This is a genomic window from Streptomyces sp. HUAS TT7, from assembly GCF_051550175.1.
Lineage (GTDB): Bacteria > Actinomycetota > Actinomycetes > Streptomycetales > Streptomycetaceae > Streptomyces.
In genome coordinates this window covers 6,366,423-6,384,904 of record NZ_CP196175.1, presented here as the reverse complement: position 1 = coordinate 6,384,904, position 18,482 = coordinate 6,366,423, and the positions used below count along the sequence as shown (strand labels likewise).

The 18,482-nt window shown below is 70.9% G+C and carries 18 protein-coding genes; 5 read left to right on the top strand and 13 right to left on the bottom strand.

Annotated features, from left to right (window positions below; genetic code table 11):
• Positions 1 to 236: 236 nt before the first annotated feature.
• Genes hisF through hisD form a run of 8 tightly spaced genes read right to left on the bottom strand, consistent with a single transcriptional unit; the run spans position 237 to position 5,971 of the window.
• Positions 237 to 992, bottom strand: a complete 756-nt coding sequence (gene hisF, locus ACSHXC_RS28715; RefSeq protein WP_438294350.1) for an imidazole glycerol phosphate synthase subunit HisF — start codon at positions 990 to 992, stop codon at positions 237 to 239.
• On the bottom strand, positions 989 to 1,390 hold the full coding sequence (locus ACSHXC_RS28710) for a RidA family protein (protein WP_438294349.1): 402 nt from the start codon (positions 1,388 to 1,390) through the stop codon (positions 989 to 991). Before ACSHXC_RS28710 ends, hisF begins: the two co-directional genes overlap by 4 nt.
• Positions 1,387 to 2,115 carry a bifunctional 1-(5-phosphoribosyl)-5-((5-phosphoribosylamino)methylideneamino)imidazole-4-carboxamide isomerase/phosphoribosylanthranilate isomerase PriA gene (priA, locus tag ACSHXC_RS28705; RefSeq protein WP_438294348.1) on the bottom strand — a complete coding sequence of 243 codons (729 nt, stop codon included), beginning with the start codon at positions 2,113 to 2,115 and terminating at the stop codon, positions 1,387 to 1,389. The genes ACSHXC_RS28710 and priA overlap by 4 nt, the downstream gene beginning before the upstream one ends.
• Complete coding sequence (hisH, locus tag ACSHXC_RS28700; protein WP_438294347.1) at positions 2,115 to 2,759, bottom strand: imidazole glycerol phosphate synthase subunit HisH; 645 nt, start codon at positions 2,757 to 2,759, stop codon at positions 2,115 to 2,117. Before hisH ends, priA begins: the two co-directional genes overlap by 1 nt.
• Positions 2,756 to 2,920: a hypothetical protein gene (locus tag ACSHXC_RS28695; RefSeq protein WP_189389242.1), complete on the bottom strand. Its 165-nt coding sequence runs from the start codon at positions 2,918 to 2,920 to the stop codon at positions 2,756 to 2,758. Before ACSHXC_RS28695 ends, hisH begins: the two co-directional genes overlap by 4 nt.
• A 2-nt stretch (positions 2,921 to 2,922) precedes the next feature.
• The gene (gene hisB / locus ACSHXC_RS28690; RefSeq protein WP_114035753.1) at positions 2,923 to 3,516 is read right to left on the bottom strand and encodes an imidazoleglycerol-phosphate dehydratase HisB; all 594 of its coding nucleotides are present in this window, start codon (positions 3,514 to 3,516) and stop codon (positions 2,923 to 2,925) included.
• Positions 3,513 to 4,625 carry a histidinol-phosphate transaminase gene (locus tag ACSHXC_RS28685; RefSeq protein WP_438294346.1) on the bottom strand — a complete coding sequence of 371 codons (1,113 nt, stop codon included), beginning with the start codon at positions 4,623 to 4,625 and terminating at the stop codon, positions 3,513 to 3,515. The genes hisB and ACSHXC_RS28685 overlap by 4 nt, the downstream gene beginning before the upstream one ends.
• Complete coding sequence (gene hisD / locus ACSHXC_RS28680) at positions 4,622 to 5,971, bottom strand: histidinol dehydrogenase (protein WP_438294345.1); 1,350 nt, start codon at positions 5,969 to 5,971, stop codon at positions 4,622 to 4,624. Before hisD ends, ACSHXC_RS28685 begins: the two co-directional genes overlap by 4 nt.
• Before the next feature lie 135 nt (positions 5,972 to 6,106).
• On the opposite strand from hisD, the gene ACSHXC_RS28675 reads away from it, so the two are divergent.
• The 4 genes from ACSHXC_RS28675 (at position 6,107) to ybaK (ending at position 10,246) form a co-directional block, all read left to right on the top strand.
• Positions 6,107 to 7,711, top strand: coding sequence for an oxidoreductase (locus ACSHXC_RS28675; protein ID WP_438294344.1), 1,605 nt, complete (start codon positions 6,107 to 6,109; stop codon positions 7,709 to 7,711).
• A 212-nt stretch (positions 7,712 to 7,923) separates the two neighbouring features.
• Positions 7,924 to 8,949, top strand: coding sequence for a hypothetical protein (locus ACSHXC_RS28670; RefSeq protein WP_438294343.1), 1,026 nt, complete (start codon positions 7,924 to 7,926; stop codon positions 8,947 to 8,949).
• Between the two features lie 5 nt (positions 8,950 to 8,954).
• Positions 8,955 to 9,734, top strand: a complete 780-nt coding sequence (locus ACSHXC_RS28665) for an LON peptidase substrate-binding domain-containing protein (protein WP_438294342.1) — start codon at positions 8,955 to 8,957, stop codon at positions 9,732 to 9,734.
• A gap of 17 nt (positions 9,735 to 9,751) precedes the next feature.
• Positions 9,752 to 10,246, top strand: a complete 495-nt coding sequence (gene ybaK, locus ACSHXC_RS28660) for a Cys-tRNA(Pro) deacylase (protein WP_386150348.1) — start codon at positions 9,752 to 9,754, stop codon at positions 10,244 to 10,246.
• Between the two features lie 179 nt (positions 10,247 to 10,425).
• Here the strand turns inward: ybaK and ACSHXC_RS28655 are convergent, their stop codons facing one another.
• The 4 genes from ACSHXC_RS28655 to ACSHXC_RS28640 form a co-directional block, all read right to left on the bottom strand.
• Complete coding sequence (locus ACSHXC_RS28655; protein WP_438294341.1) at positions 10,426 to 11,082, bottom strand: ABC transporter permease; 657 nt, start codon at positions 11,080 to 11,082, stop codon at positions 10,426 to 10,428.
• A 34-nt stretch (positions 11,083 to 11,116) separates the two neighbouring features.
• Positions 11,117 to 11,920, bottom strand: a complete 804-nt coding sequence (locus ACSHXC_RS28650) for an ABC transporter permease (RefSeq protein ID WP_438296879.1) — start codon at positions 11,918 to 11,920, stop codon at positions 11,117 to 11,119.
• 32 nt (positions 11,921 to 11,952) lie between these two features.
• Positions 11,953 to 12,960: an ABC transporter ATP-binding protein gene (locus tag ACSHXC_RS28645; protein WP_438294340.1), complete on the bottom strand. Its 1,008-nt coding sequence runs from the start codon at positions 12,958 to 12,960 to the stop codon at positions 11,953 to 11,955.
• A 73-nt stretch (positions 12,961 to 13,033) separates the two neighbouring features.
• Positions 13,034 to 14,284: an NYN domain-containing protein gene (locus ACSHXC_RS28640; RefSeq protein ID WP_438294339.1), complete on the bottom strand. Its 1,251-nt coding sequence runs from the start codon at positions 14,282 to 14,284 to the stop codon at positions 13,034 to 13,036.
• A gap of 266 nt (positions 14,285 to 14,550) precedes the next feature.
• On the opposite strand from ACSHXC_RS28640, the gene ACSHXC_RS28635 reads away from it, so the two are divergent.
• Entirely contained in the window at positions 14,551 to 14,730 is a 180-nt protein-coding gene (locus ACSHXC_RS28635; RefSeq protein ID WP_438294338.1) for a hypothetical protein, read from the top strand.
• A 70-nt stretch (positions 14,731 to 14,800) separates the two neighbouring features.
• Here the strand turns inward: ACSHXC_RS28635 and dnaE are convergent, their stop codons facing one another.
• Positions 14,801 to 18,346: a DNA polymerase III subunit alpha gene (dnaE, locus tag ACSHXC_RS28630; protein ID WP_438294337.1), complete on the bottom strand. Its 3,546-nt coding sequence runs from the start codon at positions 18,344 to 18,346 to the stop codon at positions 14,801 to 14,803.
• Positions 18,347 to 18,482 lie beyond the last annotated feature (136 nt).

Here is an 18,482-nt window from a genome sequence, read left to right as displayed (position 1 = left end):
GCTCCCCACCCCGCCCCTTCCCGAGACCCTCCGGGGGTTGGAAGGGGTGAGCCGGGTTTCCTGGGGCTCCGCCCCAGACCCCGTTCGCGCCTTAAGGGCGCTCGTCCTCAAACGCCGGACGGGCTGGGTATGCCGGTGCTGGCCAGGGTCAACCCTGCTAGGGGCGCGGGGAACTGTGCGACCAGCCACCCACGGCCCGCACCCGAAGGCCGTGCCCGCCAGCGGCGAGGGCGGGGTCAGCGGACCGAGTGGCCCGCTTCCCTCAGGGTTTGCTTCACCTGCGCGATGCGCAGATCACCGAAGTGGAAGACCGACGCCGCCAGGACCGCGTCCGCGCCCGCTTCGATCGCCGGGGGGAAGTGGGCCAGGGTGCCCGCGCCGCCCGAGGCGATGACCGGGACGGTCACATGGCGGCGGACCGCCGCGATCATCTCCGTGTCGTAGCCGTCCTTCGTGCCGTCCGCGTCCATCGAGTTGAGCAGGATCTCCCCCGCCCCCAACTCGGCCGCCCGGTGCGCCCATTCGACCGCGTCGATGCCCGTGCCCTTGCGGCCACCGTGGGTTGTCACCTCGAAGGTGCCCGATTCGGTGCGCCTGGCGTCGACCGAGAGGACCAGGACCTGGCGGCCGAAACGCTCCGCGATTTCGCGGATCAGGTCGGGGCGGCCGATGGCGGCCGTGTTCACGCCCACCTTGTCCGCGCCCGCCCGAAGGAGCTTGTCGACGTCGTCCGCGCTGCGCACGCCGCCGCCCACCGTGAGCGGGATGAAGACCTGCTCCGCCGTGCGCCGCACCACGTCGTACGTGGTCTCGCGGTTGCCGGAGGACGCCGTGATGTCCAGGAACGTCAGCTCGTCCGCGCCCTCGGCGTCGTACAGCTTGGCCATCTCGACCGGGTCACCGGCATCGCGCAGGTTCTGGAAGTTGACGCCCTTGACGACCCGGCCGTTGTCCACGTCCAGGCAGGGAATCACTCGTACGGCCAGAGTCATGATCCAGAACCTCCCCGGTACGCCTCTACCTCGACCTCTACGACCAGGCTCGGGTCCACGAAGCCCGACACGATCAGCATCGAGGCCGCCGGGCGCACGTCGTCGAAGAGTTCCTTGTGGGCTCGGCCCACATCGTCCACGTCCCGGGCATGGGTGATGTACATACGGGTGCGGACCACGTCCTGACGGCCGAGGCCCAGGGACTCCAGAGCCTTGATGGCGACGCCGAACGCGTTCACCGCCTGCTCGTACGGGCCGCCCTCGTCGATGCGGCCGTTGGTCACCGACGTACAACCGGCAACCAGGACAAGGCCGTTGGGGAGTTCCACCGCGCGGGAGTAGCCGAAGCGCTCCTCCCAGGGGGCGCCGGAGGAGATCTTGCGGATCCCGTCGCTCATGCGGCAACCGCCTTGAGCGCCTCTTCCAGCGTGAAGGCCTTCGCGTACAGGGCCTTGCCGACGATCGCGCCCTCGACGCCGAGCGGGACCAGTTCGGAGATCGCTCGCAGGTCGTCCAGCGAAGACACCCCGCCGGACGCCACCACCGGCTTGTTCGTGGCCGCGCAGACGTTGCGCAGGAGCTCCAGGTTCGGGCCCTGCAGCGTGCCGTCCTTGGCGATGTCGGTGACGACGTAGCGCGCGCAGCCCTCGGAGTCCAGGCGCGCCAGCGTCTCGTACAGGTCGCCGCCGTCGCGGGTCCAGCCGCGGCCGCGCAGCGTGGTGCCGCGCACGTCCAGGCCGACCGCGATCTTGTCGCCGAACTCGGCGATGACCTTGGCGACCCACTCCGGGGTCTCCAGGGCCGCCGTGCCGAGGTTGACGCGGGTGCAGCCGGTGGCGAGGGCCGCGGCCAGCGAGGCGTCGTCGCGGATGCCGCCGGACAGCTCGACCTTGATGTCCATGGCGCCCGCGACCTCGGCGATCAGCGCGCGGTTGTCGCCGGTGCCGAACGCGGCGTCCAGGTCGACCAGGTGCAGCCACTCGGCGCCGGAGCGCTGCCAGGCGAGGGCCGCCTCCAGGGGCGAGCCGTAGGAGGTCTCGGAGCCGGACTCGCCGTGGACGAGGCGTACGGCCTGGCCGTCGCGGACGTCGACGGCGGGAAGGAGTTCGAGCTTGGCAGCCATCACAGGGTTCCGATCCAGTTGGTGAGCAGCTGGGCTCCGGCGTCGCCGGACTTCTCGGGGTGGAACTGGGTGGCCCACAGCGCACCGTTCTCCACCGCGGCGACGAACGGCTCGCCGTGAGTGGCCCAAGTGACCCTGGGGGCACGGATCTTGGGGTTGGTGACTTCGAGGCTCCAGTCGCGTACGGCGTAGGAGTGCACGAAGTAGAAGCGGGCCTCGGCGTCCAGGCCGGCGAACAGCTCGCTGTCCTCGGGGGCCTTCACCGTGTTCCAGCCCATGTGCGGCACGACCGGGGCGTTGAGCGGCTCGACGACGCCGGGCCACTCGTCCAGCCCCTCGGTCTCGACGCCGTGCTCGATGCCTCGCTCGAAGAGGATCTGCATGCCGACGCAGATGCCCATGACCGGGCGGCCGCCGGAGAGCCGGCGCCCGACGATCCAGTCGCCGCGGGCGTCGCGCAGGCCCTTCATGCAGGCGGAGAAGGCTCCGACGCCGGGCACGAGCAGCCCGTCGGCGTTCATGGCCCTGTCGTAGTCCCGGGTGATCTCGACGTCGGCGCCGACGTGGGCGAGGGCACGCTCGGCGGACCGTACGTTGCCGAAGCCGTAGTCGAAGACGACGACCTTCTTGGTGGTTGCGCTCATGACCAGACGTCCAGTCGCAGAATGCCGGCGGCCAGGCACATCGCGGCGCCGATGGACAGGAGCACGATCAGGCTCTTCGGCATCCCCTGCTTGACGAAGGAGATGACTCCGCCGATCAGGAAGAGGCCGACCACGATCAGGATGGTGTTGAGACCGTTCATGCTTACAGGGCACCCTTGGTGGAAGGAAGGATTCCGGCGGCGCGCGGGTCACGCTCCGAGGCGTAGCGCAGCGCCCGGGCGAGCGCCTTGAACTGGCACTCCACGATGTGGTGCGCGTTGCGCCCGTACGGTACGTGGATGTGCAGTGCGACCTGGGCCTGGGCGACGAAGGACTCGAAGATGTGCCGGGTCATCGTCGTGTCGTACTCGCCGATCATCGGCGCCATGTTCTCGGGCTCGGTGTGCACGAGGTAGGGGCGGCCCGACAGGTCGACGGTCACCTGGGCGAGCGACTCGTCCAGCGGGACGGTGCAGTTGCCGAAGCGGTAGATGCCGACCTTGTCGCCGAGCGCCTGCTTGAAGGCGGCGCCGAGCGCGAGCGCGGTGTCCTCGATGGTGTGGTGGCTGTCGATGTGCAGGTCGCCGTCGGTCTTGACGGTGAGGTCGAACAGGCCGTGCCGGCCGAGCTGGTCGAGCATGTGGTCGTAGAAGCCGACGCCTGTCGACACATCGACCTTTCCGCTTCCGTCGAGATCGATCTCGACGAGGACGGACGTCTCCTTGGTGGTGCGTTCCACTCTGCCAACGCGGCTCATGCGCTCTGCTCCTTCTTGAGTTGACGGACCGCGTCGAGGAACGCGTCGTTCTCGGCCGGGGTGCCCGCGGTGACCCGCAGCCGTCCCGGTACCCCGTTGTCCCGGACCAGGACGCCCCGGTCGAGGATCCGCTGCCAGACGGTGTGGCTGTCGTCGAAGCGGCCGAACTGGACGAAGTTGGCGTCCGATTCGGTCACTTCGTAGCCGATCGCGCGCAGCTCGGTGACCAGCCGGTCCCGCTCCCGCTTGAGCTGCTCGACATAGCCGAGCAGGGTGTCCGTGTGCTCCAGGGCCGCGAGCGCGGTCGCCTGGGTGACGGCGGACAGGTGGTAGGGCAGGCGGACGAGCTGGACGGCGTCGACCACCGCGGGGTGCGCGGCGAGGTAGCCCAGGCGCAGCCCGGCCGCGCCGAAGGCCTTCGACATGGTCCGCGAGACGACCAGGTGGGGGCGGCCCTCGATGAGCGGGAGCAGCGAATCGCGGTGGCTGAACTCGACGTACGCCTCGTCCACGATCACCATCGTCGGCTTGACGGCCTGGGCCGCCTCGTACAGCGCGAGGACCGTCTCGGCGGCGACCGCGGTGCCCGTGGGGTTGTTGGGCGAGGTGATGAAGACGACGTCCGGCGCGTGCTCGGCGATGGCCTGCTCGGCCGCGGCGAGGTCGATGGTGAAGTCCTCGTTGCGGGGCCCCGAGATCCAGCCGGTGCCGGTGCCGCGGGCGATCAGGGCGTGCATCGAGTACGAGGGCTCGAAGCCGATCGCGGTGCGGCCGGGGCCGCCGAAGGTCTGGAGCAGCTGCTGGATGACCTCGTTGGACCCGTTGGCCGCCCACACGTTCTCGACCGCGACCGGGTGCTTGCCGGTGCGGGTGAGGTACTTGGCGAGTTCGGTGCGCAGCTCGACCGCGTCGCGGTCCGGGTAGCGGTTGAGGCCCCGTGCCGCCTCGGCGACCCGCTCGGCGATCCGCGCCACCAGCGGCTCGGGCAGCGGGTACGGGTTCTCGTTGGTGTTCAGCTGGACGGGAGTGTCCAACTGGGGCGCGCCGTAAGGGGACTTGCCGCGCAGCTCGTCCCGTACGGGGAGGTCGTCGATTCCGAACGTGGTCACTTCTGTGGCACCTTCCAACCGCTGTGCTGGTTCGGTTCGGCTCCGCCAAAACGCGCCTTCAGGGCGGCGCCGTGCGCGGGCAGGTCCTCGGCCTCGGCCAGGGTCACCACGTGGTGGGTGACCTCGGCGAGCGCGTCGCGCGTGTAGTCGACGATGTGGATGCCGCGCAGGAAGGACTGGACGGACAGGCCCGAGGAGTGGCAGGCGCAGCCGCCGGTGGGCAGCACGTGGTTGGAGCCGGCGCAGTAGTCGCCGAGCGAGACCGGGGCCCAGGGGCCGACGAAGATCGCGCCCGCGTTGCGGACCCGGTCGGCCACGGCCGCGGCGTCGGCGGTCTGGATCTCCAGGTGCTCGGCACCGTACGCGTCCACGACCTTGAGGCCGTCTTCGAGCGAGTCGACCAGGACGATCGCGGACTGGCGGCCGCCGAGCGCCGGCTTGATCCGGTCCTCGATGTGCTTGGTGGCCGCGACCTGCGGCTCCAGCTCCTTCTCGACCGCCTCGGCAAGCGCGAGGGAGTCGGTGACCAGGACGGCGGCCGCGAGCGGGTCGTGCTCGGCCTGGCTGATCAGGTCCGCGGCGACGTGCACCGGGTCGGCGGTGTCGTCGGCGAGGACGGCGATCTCGGTCGGGCCCGCCTCGGTGTCGATGCCGATGCGGCCGGTGAAGTAGCGCTTGGCGGCGGCGACCCAGATGTTGCCGGGGCCGGTCACCATGTTCGCGGGCGCACACTCTTCGGTTCCGTACGCGAACATGGCGACGGCCTGGGCGCCGCCGGCCGCGTACACCTCGTCGACGCCGAGCAGCGCGCACGCCGCCAGGATCGTCGGGTGCGGCAGACCGCCGAAGTCCGCCTGCGGCGGGGACGCGAGCGCGATGGAGGTGACGCCCGCCTCCTGCGCGGGGACGGCGTTCATGATCACGGAGGACGGATAGACCGAGCGGCCGCCGGGCGCGTACAGACCAACGCGCTCGACCGGCACCCACTTTTCGGTGACGGTGCCGCCGGGCACGACCTGGGTGGTGTGCGCGGTACGACGCTGCTCGCGGTGGACGATGCGGGCGCGCCGGATGGACTCCTCCAGAGCGGCCCTGACCTGCGGGTCGAGCTCCGCCAGGGCCTCCTTGAGAGCCTCGGCCGGCACCCGCACCCGGTCCAGCTGCACACCGTCGAACTTCTCCGCGTACTCGATCAGCGCCGCCGTGCCGCGATGATGCACGTCCTCGCAGATGGGCCGCACCTTCTCCAGGGCGGCTTCCACGTCGAACTCGGCACGGGGCAGCAGGTCGCGCAGGGCGCCACCCTCGGGGAGGGTGTTGCCGCGCAGATCGATTCGGGAGATCACGTATCCAATTCTCTCAGACGGCCCCGGGGCACTGGACGCCTGTATCAGTGGCTGATACGCAACCCGGGGGTCACCCGCTGTCACCCGTGGCCACTAGCGTTCCTCCTGTCAGGGTGGACGGCGAGGGGGACGGCATTGACCGAGGCGCCCGATCTTGGTGAGGCTCCGGACTGGCTCAGCCCGGCGGAGCTCGGCATGTGGCAGGCCTTCCGCAACGGCAGTACCTACGATCTGCGCACCCGCAATCCGGTACGCGACGATCCGTTCGCGACGCGCCCCTGGGGGCCGGAGCGCAGCGTGCGGGCCCGGGTGGTGGCGCTGCTCCTGCTCAGCGGTCCGCCCGCGCTGCCCGGCCGGGTCTCCGCGCTGAAGCTGAACGGGGTGCAGATCACCGGCACGCTCAACCTGTCGGGCGGCACGATCACCCCGTACGTCGAGCTGAACAACTGCCGGTTCGAGAACGAACTCCTGCTCCCCGAGGCCCACTTCACGACCGTACGCATGGTGCGCTGCTCGATTCCGCGGATCGAGGCGGCCCGGCTGACCACCGAGGGCGATCTCCATCTGCCGCACTGCCGGGTCGCGGGCGGCATCCGCCTGACCGACGCGCACATCGGCACCGACCTCCTCATCAGCCAGGCCGTGGTGCACAGCGACCGCAACGGCCGCTCGATCGCGGCCGACGGGCTCTCGGTCGCCCAGGACCTCCAGGCCGATCTGATCGAGTCGTACGGGGAGCTGAGCCTGCGGGCCGCGAAGGTCGGCGTGACGCTGAGCCTGCGCGGCAGCAGGCTGATCAACCCGGACGGCCAGCGGGCCCTGAACGCCCCGCAGCTGATCGTCGAGCGCACCCTGTACCTGACCTCGGCGGCCGTCTACCCGAGCGGCAACCAGGCGGGCACCACTCCGCCGTACGGGACGAACTACACCAACACGCCCGTGCGGGGCACTCTGATCCAGCCGTTCGAATGCCGGGGCGGGCTGCGCCTGGACGACGGGCGGTTCGGGGACGCGGTGGACCTCGCGCAGTCCCGGGTCGTCATGACCGACACCCAGGAGCTGTCGCTGCGCCGCATCCAGACGCCGGAGCTGCGCTTCACCGGGCAGCGTCCCGAGCGCGGCAAGGTGGTGCTCTCCGGGGCCCGGGTCGGCAACCTGGTCGACATGGCGGACAGCTGGCCCGGTCCCGGCCATCTGACCATGAACGGTTTCGCCTACGAGAACCTCATCCCGATCGGCACGTTCACGCTGGCCGAGCGCCTGGACTGGGTGACGGCCGCGACCCCCGAGTACGCGCCCGAGCCGTACGAGCGGCTCGCGGCCGTGCTGCGGGGCAGCGGCGAGGACGCGGACGCCCGCGAGGTGCTGCTCGCCAAGCAGCGCAGGCGCCGCGAGACGCTGCCGCTGGCCGCGAAGGCGTGGGGCGTGCTCCAGGACCTGACGGTGGCGTACGGCTACCGGCCGGGCCGGGCCGCGCTGTGGATGGCCGTCCTGTGGGCGGCGGGCACCCTCGCCTTCTCGCACTACGACCCCCAGCCGATCAAGGCCGACGAGCACCCCGAGTGGAACGCGGCGCTCTTCGCGCTCGACCTCCTCATCCCGGTGGTCAACCTGGGCCAGGACGGCTACTGGAAGCTCACCGGCACCTGGCAGTGGGGAGCCGCCCTGCTGATCATGCTGGGCTGGATCCTGGCGACGACGGTGGCGGCGGGCGCCTCCCGGCTGCTGCGGAGGGGGTGAGTTCCGGGGCCGGCCGAACCGAAGGCTCTCGTACGCGGTCCGCAGGGTTTTCGCGGGTTCCGCGCGAGGTCTTCACGCGCTCCACGCGAGCCTCGGCTGACTGAATTTGCCGGGCCTTGACTCCGTGCCGTACAACCCTCACCACCGATACAGAAGCTTCACAGTGGCCCCCCTGGCGCCGCCCCCACCTGCGGATTTCAATGGTCCGCACCATGACTTTCGTATCCGCGCTGATCCGCACCGCACGGCGGGCCAGGCATACGCCGCTTCTCGCCACGGGTATGCCCGATGGCCGGGAAGTGCTGCTCGATGCCCCCGACGCCCGGCTCGCCCCCGCGCTGGTCTCGGCCGCGCTCGGCGAGTACGAGGCGGCGGCCGAACTCCTCGCCACCACCCGCGAGCTGGCCGAGTGGGAGAACCGCGACCGCTACACGGTCCGGCTCGCGGCCTTCGCGGTCGGCAGACCGGACTGGCTCGCCAACTGGCTGGCGGACGCGCCCCGCGACCCGGACGCGCTGCTCGTGAAGGCGGAGCTCGCGATCGTCCAGGCCTGGGGCTCGCCCGCCCGGGCCGAGCGGCTGCGCGAGGTGGCGCCGCTGATCCACTCGGCGGCCGAGGGCGACCCGTCCGACCCGGTGCCCTGGCGGATCGCACTCGACCACGCCCGCGGCACCCATGCGCCGCACACCGTTTTCGAGGAACTGTGGGGCGAGGCCATACGCCGTTCCTCGCACCACTACGGCTGTCATGTGGCGGCGCTCCAGTACCTCTCGGCCCAGTGGTACGGCTCGCACCGCGAGTGCTTCGACTTCGCCGAGCGGGCCGCCGAGGACTCGCTGCCCGGCTCCCTGATCCGCGCGCTCCCGGCCCGCGCGGCCTTCGCGTATCTGGCGGGCGGCGCGGGCCGGGCCATCCCGTACGAGCGGATCGACGCGGCGGCCGACCTCGGCATCGAGCTGTCCTCCGCCTACGAGCCGGGCGACCCGTGGCCGGCCGAGGTCCGCAATCTGCTCGCCTATGTGCTGGTCGTGCGCAGACGCTGGCCGGAGACGCTGGAGGAATTCCGGCGTATCGGGCCGTATGCCACGTCTTTCCCGTGGCTGCATCTCGCCGCCGACCCGCTGGGGCAGTTCCTGGAACTGCGCGAGTTCGTACGCACCGAGGTCGCCGCGGGCATGCCGTGGGGACGGGACCGCCAGAAGCCCGGACGAGCCCGGTCCGACGGCCATTACGCTTGAGCGTTGTGACCACCGCACGCCTTCCGCTCTTCCCGCTCAACTCGGTTCTGTTCCCCGGGCTCGTCCTGCCGCTGAACATCTTCGAGGAGCGTTATCGCGCCATGATGCGCGATCTGCTGAAGACCGGCACCGACGCTTCGGGCCCCTCCGGCTCCGGCGACGAGGCCGGCGACGAGCCGCGCCGCTTCGCCGTCGTGGCGATCCGCGACGGCCGGGAGGTCGCGCCGACCGCCCCCGGGCTGCCCGACCAGACCGCGCAGCCCGAGAAGGGCCCGGCGGCCGGCTTCGGTTCCGACCCGATCCAGGCCTTCCACCGGGTCGGCTGCGTCGCGGACGCGGCCACCATCCGGGAGCGCTCGGACGGCAGCTTCGAGGTGCTCGCCACGGGCACCACCCGGATCCGCATCCTGTCGGTGGACGCGAGCGGGCCGTATCTGACGGCCGAGTACGAGGAGATCCCGGAGGAGCCGGGCGAGGAGGCGGGCGCGCTCGCCGAGGGCGTCCTTCGCGCGTTCCGCTCCTACCAGAAGCGGCTCGCGGGGGCGAGGGAGCGCTCCCTGGCCGGCACCACGGACCTGCCCGACGAGCCCTCGGTGGTGTCCTATCTGGTCGCCGCGGCCGCGGTCCTGGACGTCCCGGCCAAGCAGCGACTGCTCCAGGCGCCCGACACGGCGACCCGGCTGCGCGAGGAGCTCCAGCTCCTTCGCGCGGAGACCGCGGTCATCCGCCATCTGCCCTCGCTCCCGGCGGTGGACCTGACGCGCGCCCCGACCAGCCCCAACTGACCTACGGGAGAGCCGAGTTGGCCAAGAAGAAGCAGCAGAGCGGGGGCACCCCGGCGACGGTGGCCCTGACGAACGCGGGCACCGCGTTCACCGTGCACGCCTACGAGCACGACCCGTCCTCGGCCTCGTACGGGGACGAGGCGGCGCAGGCTCTGGGGGTCACCCCGGACCGGGTGTTCAAGACGCTGGTCGCCGACGTGGACGGCGAGCTGACGGTCGCGGTGGTCCCGGTGGCCGGATCGCTCGACCTGAAGGCGCTGGCCTCGGCGGTCGGCGGCAAGCGGGCCGCGATGGCCGACCCCGCGGCCGCCGAGCGCACGACCGGCTATGTGCGCGGCGGCATCTCGCCGCTCGGCCAGCGCAAGAGGCTACGCACGGTCCTGGACGACTCGGCGTCCGCACACGCCACAATCTGCGTGTCGGCGGGCCGCCGCGGCCTGGAGGTCGAGCTGTCCCCCGCCGATCTGGCGGCCCTCACGGGGGCGCTGCTCGCCCCGATCGGGCGCGTTTAAGGGCCCCGGGTTCCGGACAAGGTCCGCCGGACAGGCCCTGAGGTCTCGACGTACCTCCCGCCCTCGACTAGAACCCCAGGGCGGGAGGTACGCCCATGTCGAAGCGGACCCGCAAGCGGAAGTGGCGCATCAAGAAGGGCCGGGCCAACCACGGGAGGCGCCCGGCCTGACCCGCGCCGTCAGAGGCCGGCCGCGTCCGGCTTTCCCGGTCCCGGGTCCTCCAGCGGCGGCACGTGCCACACCGGATCCGGGTCCCGGGGCCCGAACAGAGCCGTGAGCCCCAGGTGGACGGCCATGGCGGCGATCGGCCAGGCCAGCAGCGCGCCCTTCGCGTCGAGTTTCAGCGGGGCGTCGAACGTGACGCCCTTGCCGGCCGCCTTCGCCGCGGCCACCACGTCCTGGTCGGGGCCGAACCAGATGCCCAGGCGCCAGGCGAGCACCGAGCCGAGCAGTGCGCCGACCGCGAGGCCGACGACCAGGGCGATGCCGCCCTTCTTGCGGAACAGGAAGACCGCGGCCGCGCTGAGCGCGCCGAATCCGAGCGCGAGCAAGATGAACGTTCCGTCACCGCCGATCGCCTCCTCCCCCTCGGTGTCCTTGAGGAAGACGGCCTTGTCGTCGGCGATCAGCGGCACCTTCGGCGCCAGCCACAGCCACAGCAGTCCGAGCGCCACTCCGGCCAGCGTCACGGCGAGGGCGACGAGCACCGCGTCCCGCAGGTCCTTCTTCATCGCGGGCGCCTCCTCGACGGGCCCGGGCTGCGACCCCCCGGTGTTCGTCTGCCACGGGTCGTTGCCCGGGGGCTGCTGATGGGGCGGTGTCAGAGGTGCGGTCACCCTGACATCGTGCCAGGCGTGTCTGTGCGCTGCCTCACCGGACCGCCGCCCGGCGGTAGGCCCACGCGGCCACGGCCAGCGAGACGACGCCGACGGCCGCGCACACCCCGAGATCGAGCCCGACGAGGGACCAGTCGGGGTGCGCGTCGAAGCTGCGCGCGAACGCCTCCACGCCGTACGTGGAGGGCAGCAGATCACGCGCGTACGCGATGGGTCCGGGCATCCGGCCGGCCGGGAGCACACCGAGCAGCAGCGCCGCCGACATCCCCAACTGGCCGAAGAGCGTGGCGAGTTCCTGCCGCGGCGCGAGCAGCCCGAGGGCCGCGCCGAGTCCGGCGAGCGCGGCTCCGGCGAGCGGGATCACCGCGGCGAGGATCCACAGGTGCGCCATCGGAAGCCCGAACAGGACGCAGCCGAACACGGCCGTCACCGCGGTGCCGGGCACGGTGAAGGAGGCGTACGCGGCGGCCGTGCCGAGGACCACGGACGCGGACGGCACGGGCAGCGTCGCGTAGTGGTCGAGGCCGCCGCCGGCCCGCAGCTGGCCGAAGTACTGGGCGAGCAGGTTGAGCGCGACGAAGGCGACGACGAGCACGCTCGATCCGGCGACCACCGCACGGGCCTCGCTCCCGCCGTCCACCACCCCGCGCATGAGGATCATGATGCCGACGGACTGGAAGGTCGCGACGAAGAGCAGCGGGATCCGCGCGACCCGGGCCCGCGAGAGCTGGGCGCGGTAGACGGCGGCGAGCGCGGGCAGCAGCCGGGCGCGGGGGGCGAGCGGGGCGGCGTCCGCGGCGCCGGGGCGCCGGGCGGCGCCGCTCGCCGGAACCCCCACGGCCTCCACACTGCTCTCCAGAGGAATGGCGCTCACGCCTTCACCAGCCCTTCCGTGCGGCCGCCGAGCGCGAGGTAGACGTCTTCGAGGCTCGGCGTGGCCAGGGTGAAGTCGTCGAGGGCGGCGAAGGCGGGGCCGCCGGTGACGGTGGCGACGGCGGCGCGGGCCCGCTCGGGGCTGAGCCGCAGCGTCCAGCGCCGGCCCGACTCCTGAGCCGAGGCGCGCAGGGCCGCGACCTCGAGGACCTCGACAGGGGCGCGGTCGCGCCACACGAGCTCGACCCGCACCTCGTCGGCAACCTTGGCCTTGAGCCCGGCGGGGGTGTCGCAGGCGATGACCTTGCCCCGTTCGACCACGGCGACCCGGTCGAGCACGGTCTCGGCCTCGATGACGTTGTGGGTGACGAGCAGGACGGTCGCGCCGCGCTCGGCCCGCCGCCGGTCGACGGCGGCCCACACGGCGCGCCGGGCGACCGGGTCCATGCCGGTGGTGGGCTCGTCGAGCACGAGGACGGGGCGCTCGCCGACGAGGGCGGCGGCGAGGCAGGCGAGGCGCCGCTGGCCGCCGGAGAGCTTCTTGAGCGGCCGCCCGGCGATGGCGTCAAGACCGAGTTCGGCCAGAACCGCGTCGCGTTCGGCGCGGGCGTCGCGCAGGGTGAGTCCGCGCAGCCGGCCGGTGGTCTCGGCGGCGAGCGCGACGGTCAGCTCGTCGAGCGCGGTGGATTCCTGGCCGAGGTAGGCGATGAGGCGGGCGGCCCGCTCGGGGTGGCGCACCAGGTCGTGGCCGAGCACGTCGACGGAGCCGGAGTCGGGCCGCATGAGCCCGGTCAGCTGGCGTACGAGGGTGGACTTGCCGGCGCCGTTGGGCCCGAGCAGTCCGAAGATCTCGCCGCGCCGCACGTCGAGGCTGATTCCGTCGGTGGCCCGGACCTCGGGCGTACCGGGCGCACCTCGTCGGCCCCGCGTCGCGGGGTACGTCTTGACCAGGCCCCGCACCGCGCAAACGGTGCCGGCCCGCGCCGCTGCTGTGCCGGTACTCACGGGGAACGAGCCTAAGGGGTCGAAAGACCCACCCCGCCCCGGGGGCGGCCAAACGGCGCCCCCGGGCGTGCGGCTACTCGCCGGCCGGCTGGCGTTCGGCGGCGGCCCTGACGTCGATCTCGCGCCAGAAGCCGGCCCTGATCGCGTACCGGTCGTGCTCGTCGATCTGGTCGTCCTTGTGCGCGAGGAGGCCGAACCGGGCGGCGTAGCGCAGGAGTTCACCGTCGATGCGGTGCGGGATGCGCGGGTACATGGTGGACAGCTTCTGTACGTGCGAGGGCTCGGGGAGGCGTTCCATCCAGCGCCGGGCGAAGACCTGGCCCACTTCGTACGGATCGCCGCCGACGGTGGTGATGTCCTCCTCGCGGTCGGCCCAGCGCTGCTCGGCGCTGGTCAGCTGGGCCAGCGTCGGCAGGGAGGCGGTCTCGGGGGACTCGCCGAGCGCCGCGCCCGGCCGCTCGACCCACCCTTTGTCGGAGGACCAGCGCAGGGTGGCGGCCGAGGCGGGCGCCGGGGCGGCCGGGGCACTGCCGGGCCCGCGCAGCGAGGCGAGGTCCTTCGGCGTCGGCACGCCCTTGACGCCGGTCGGGGCGGGCACCGAGGTGCCGTTCTCGCCGGGGGCCTCGGGGGGCGCGGTGCCGTTGCGCACGGCGGCGGCCTGGGCCTCGGCGGCGCGCTCGGCGGAGGCGGCGAGGGCGGATTCGGGCAGCGGTGCGGAGAGGATCGCGGCGATCTCCGGGCGGGGCGCGGGGGCCGGGGCGCAGATCCCGGTGAGGTCCCTGGCGCGGACGGCCTGGGTGATCCAGGCGCGGTCGAGCACCCGGCGTTCGTCGGCCTCGGCGACCAGGTCCTCGGACTGGTTGTAGTCGCCGTCGGCGGCCTGCACGGCCCACAGGTGGACGGCGACGCCGTGCTCCTTCGCGGACATCAGACCCGGCAGCAGGTCGCCGTCGCCGGTCACCAGGACCACGTCCGAGCAGGCGCGGTTGCGGGCGAGTTCGGTCAGCTCGGCGTGCATCGCGGCGTCCACGCCCTTCTGCGCCCAGCGGCCGTCGCTGCGGGTCAGCGCGCCGAGCCGGACCGTCACCCTGGACATCACGCGCAGCCGGCGGTGCTCGGGCTGCGGGACCCGGTCGGGGGCGCCGTCGAACCAGTAGATACGGAGCAAGGGCTGCTGGGTGTCGGCCTCAGCGCGCTCGCGGAGCCCCTGGATCAGGGCGGCATGGTCGACGGTGATGCGGGAACGAGCCGGTTCCCCGGCGAGCAGACTCGCGGCGGCACCGAGCAGGTAACCGGCATCCACCAGGACGACGCAGCGGTCCATGCGTTCCACCCTCTTTCGGGAACGGAAAAGCCGAAGAAAAAGAAATAACAGGAGCGGGGGTACGGGAGATCACCCAATGAACTTCGGGTTTCCTTCGAGTCTGCCCGACCGCGCAAGGGTTGAGCACCGGAACTCGATCATCGGCGTGGCGGATTGCGGGGTCATCTCCCTGTCACACACGGTAATGATCCGAAATGCGCCCTTCGTCCTTCTGTGTGAGCCTGACAGCGGCCCTGGCCCCGAGTTCCCCCACAGGAGGCAGCACCATGGCCAAGAACAAGAACCGCAAGTCGGGCAGTCAGCAGGACCGCTCCAGCGCCGCCGAGCGCGGCCAGGAGCAGGCGAAGTCCACCGCCTACGAGTCCCAGGCCGTGCCGCAGGCGCAGGCCCAGGGCAGCCCGGCCGATGTTGCCCGTAAGCACCAGCGTCGCTTCGGTCACAACTAGCCGTCATTGCGAGCAGAAGGGGCGCACCCGATGGGTGCGCCCCTTTCCCGTACGGAAACGTCCTGCGAGGTCAGCCGGCCAGGCAGGACGGGCCGAGCAGCACCTTCAGGTCACCGAAAAGGGCCGGATCCGGCTGGACCCGGTGCCGGTCGAGCCGCAGCACGGTCGTCGAGCGCGGCCCCTGGAGCTTGATCCGCACCTCGGTGTTGCCCCGGTGGTGCCCCAGGATCTCGCCGAGCCTGCTGACCATCGGCGGGGTGACCTTCACGGTGGGGATGGTCAGGACGACCGGCGCGTTGGTGCCCGCCGACGACAGGTCGGGGACCATCAGCTCCATCGCGACCAGGCGCGGGACGTCCTCGCGCTTGTCGAGGCGTCCCTTGACGAACACCACCGCGTCCTCGACGAGTTGGGTCGAGACCAGCTGGTAGGTGGCCGGGAAGAACATGCACTCGATGGAGCCGGCCAGGTCCTCGACGGTGGCGATCGCCCAGGCGTTGCCCTGCTTGGTCATCTTGCGCTGGAGGCCGGAGATGATGCCGCCGATGGTGACGATCGAGCCGTCCGAGTAGTCGCCGCCGGTGAGCTGGCCGATGCCCGCGTCCGCCTTGTCGGAAAGCACGTGCTCCAGACCGAAGAGCGGGTGGTCGGAGACGTACAGGCCGAGCATCTCGCGCTCCTGGGCGAGCAGGTAGGACTTCTCCCACTCCACGTCGCCGAACTCGACGTCGAGGCCGAAGCCCGGCTCGCTGCTGTCCTCGTCCATGCCGCCGAAGAGGTCGAACTGGCCCTCGGCCTCCTTGCGCTTGACCTGCACCACGTTGTCGATCATGGGCTCGAACTGGGCGGTCAGGCCCTTGCGGGTGTGGCCCATCGTGTCGAAGGCGCCCGCCTTGATGAGCGATTCCGTGGTGCGCTTGTTGCAGGCGGCGGCCTCGACCTTGTCCAGGTAGTCGGGGAAGGAGGCGAACTTCCCCTTCGCCTTGCGGGAGCGGATGATCGAGTCGACGACGTTCGTACCGACGTTGCGGACGGCCTCCAGGCCGAACAGGATCACGTCGTCGCCCTGGGCGGCGAAGTTGTGCACCGACTCGTTCACGTTCGGCGGCAGCACCTTGATGCCCATGCGCCGGCACTCGTTCAGGTAGACGGCCGACTTGTCCTTGTCGTCCTTGACCGAGGTCAGCAGGGCCGCCATGTACTCGGCCGGGTAGTTGGCCTTCAGATACGCGGTCCAGTAGGTGACCAGGCCGTACGCCGAGGAGTGCGCCTTGTTGAACGCGTATCCGGCGAACGGCACCAGGACGTCCCACAGGGCCTGGATCGCCTGGTCGGAGAAGCCGTTCTTCTTGGCGCCCTCCTGGAAGATGGTGAAGTTCTTCGCCAGCTCCTCGGGCTTCTTCTTGCCCATCACGCGGCGCAGGATGTCGGCCTCGCCGAGCGAGTACCCGGCGATGATCTGGGCGGCCTTCTGCACCTGCTCCTGGTACACGATGAGGCCGTAGGTCAGACCGAGCGTCTCCTTCAGGGGCTCTTCGAGCTCCGGGTGGATCGGCGTGATCTCCTGGCGGCCGTTCTTGCGCTCGGCATAGTTCGTATGCGAGTTCATGCCCATCGGGCCCGGCCGGTACAGGGCCGAAACGGCGGAAATGTCCTCGAAGTTGTCGGGCTGCATCTGGCGCAGCAGCGAGCGCATCGGGCCGCCGTCGAACTGGAACACGCCCAGCGTGTCACCCCGGCAGAGCAGCTGGTACGTCTTCGGGTCGTCCAGGGGAAGCTCCAGGAGCTCCAGGTCGATGCCCTTGTTGGACTTCACCATCTTGACGGCGTCGTCCATGATCGTCAGGTTGCGCAGGCCCAGGAAGTCCATCTTGATCAGGCCGAGCGACTCGCACTGGGGGTAGTCCCACTGCGTGATGGTGACGCCGTCGGTGTGCCGCACCCAGATCGGGGCGTGGTCGACGATCGGCTCGCTGGACATGATCACGCCGGCCGCGTGCACACCCATCTGCCGGACCAGGCCCTCGACGCCCTTGGCGGTGTCGATGACCTTCTTCACGTCCGGCTCGTTCTCGTACATCGCCCGGATCTCGCCCGCCTCGCTGTAGCGCGGGTGCTTGGGGTCGGTGATGCCGGAGAGGTCGATGCCCTTGCCGAGGACGTCGGCGGGCATCGCCTTGGTGAGGCGGTCGCCCATCGCGTACGGGTAGCCGAGCACCCGCGCGGAGTCCTTGATGGCGTTCTTCGCCTTGATCTTTCCGTAGGTGCCGATCATGGCGACCTTGTCGGAGCCGTACTTCTCCGTCACATACCTGATCACTTCGACGCGCCTGCGCTCGTCGAAGTCGATGTCGACATCGGGCATGGAGACGCGCTCGGGGTTGAGGAACCGCTCGAAGATCAGGCCGTGCGTGATCGGGTCGAGGTCGGTGATGCCCATGGCGTACGCGACGATCGAACCGGCCGCGGAACCTCGGCCGGGGCCGACCGCGATGCCGTTGTTCTTGGCCCACATGATGAAGTCGGCGACCACGAGGAAGTACCCGGGGAAGCCCATCTCCAGGATGATCCCGATCTCGTACTCGACCTGCTTCTGGCGGTCCTCGGGGACGCCTGACGGGTAGCGCCGCTTCATTCCGCGGGCGATCTCCTCGCGGAACCAGGTGACCTCGGTGTAGCCCTCGGGGATGTCGAACTTCGGCATCAGGTTCTTCTCGGCGAACATCCCCTCGGTGTCGATCTGCTCCGCGACGAGGAAGGTGTTGGCGCACCCTTCCTGCCAGGCGTCCGAGGAGTCCACCGCGTACATCTCCTCGGTGGACTTGAGGTAGTAGCCCGTGCCGTCGAAGCGGAAGCGGTCCGGGTCCGAGAGGTTCTTGCCGGTCTGGATGCAGAGCAGGGCGTCGTGCGCGGTCGCCTCGTGGGCGTAGGTGTAGTGCGAGTCGTTGGTGACGAGCGGCGGGATGCCGAGCTTCTTGCCGATCTCCAACAGGCCGTCGCGGACCCGGCGCTCGATCTCGATGCCGTGGTCCATCAGCTCCAGGAAGTACTTGCCCTCGCCGAAGATGTCCTTGTAGTCGGAGGCCGCCTGCACCGCCTCGTCGAACTGGCCGAGCCGCAGCCGGGTCTGGACCTCGCCGGAGGGGCAGCCGGTGGAGGCGATGAGCCCCTCCGACCACTGCGAGATCGTCTCCTTGTCCATCCGCGGCCACTTCTGCAGCCAGCCCTCGGCGTACGCGTCCGAGGAGAGGCGGAACAGGTTGTGCAGGCCCGTCTTGTTGTGCGCCCAGATCGTCTTGTGCGTATAACCACCCGAACCGGACACGTCGTCGCGCTTCTGGTGCGGCTGGCCCCACTGGATCTTGCGCTTGTTGCGCCGCGACTCGGGGGCCACGTACGCCTCGATGCCGATGATCGGCGTGACGCCCGCCTTCTTCGCCGAATGGAAGAAGTCGTAGGCACCGTGCAGGTTGCCGTGGTCGGACATGGCGATGTGCGTCATGCCCATCTCATTGCAGGCGTTGAACATGTCCTTGAGCCGCGCGGCACCGTCCAGCAGCGAGTACTGGGTGTGGACGTGAAGGTGCGTGAACGGTGTCTTGGACGTGCCAGTCACGGGTGGGGCCTCCAACGGCAAGAGAGGGTTCGCGGAGCAGGGGGACAGCCTTGGAGTCTACGTCGCCCGGCTGACAACCGAGGGGGAACCGCGGCGCGGAGCACCTCGGTGAGGGGCGGTGGCCGGGCGCGCCGGG

Bases quoted from the DNA above. Each gene is read 5' to 3' on its own strand.
- hisF (WP_438294350.1), bottom strand. From the start codon at position 992: ATGACTCTGGCCGTACGAGTGATTCCCTGCCTGGACGTGGACAACGGC.
- ACSHXC_RS28710 (WP_438294349.1), bottom strand. From the start codon at position 1,390: ATGAGCGACGGGATCCGCAAGATCTCCTCCGGCGCCCCCTGGGAGGAG.
- priA (WP_438294348.1), bottom strand. From the start codon at position 2,115: ATGGCTGCCAAGCTCGAACTCCTTCCCGCCGTCGACGTCCGCGACGGC.
- hisH (WP_438294347.1), bottom strand. From the start codon at position 2,759: ATGAGCGCAACCACCAAGAAGGTCGTCGTCTTCGACTACGGCTTCGGC.
- ACSHXC_RS28695 (WP_189389242.1), bottom strand. From the start codon at position 2,920: ATGAACGGTCTCAACACCATCCTGATCGTGGTCGGCCTCTTCCTGATC.
- hisB (WP_114035753.1), bottom strand. From the start codon at position 3,516: ATGAGCCGCGTTGGCAGAGTGGAACGCACCACCAAGGAGACGTCCGTC.
- ACSHXC_RS28670 (WP_438294343.1), top strand. From the start codon at position 7,924: ATGACTTTCGTATCCGCGCTGATCCGCACCGCACGGCGGGCCAGGCAT.
- ACSHXC_RS28640 (WP_438294339.1), bottom strand. From the start codon at position 14,284: ATGGACCGCTGCGTCGTCCTGGTGGATGCCGGTTACCTGCTCGGTGCC.
- ACSHXC_RS28635 (WP_438294338.1), top strand. From the start codon at position 14,551: ATGGCCAAGAACAAGAACCGCAAGTCGGGCAGTCAGCAGGACCGCTCC.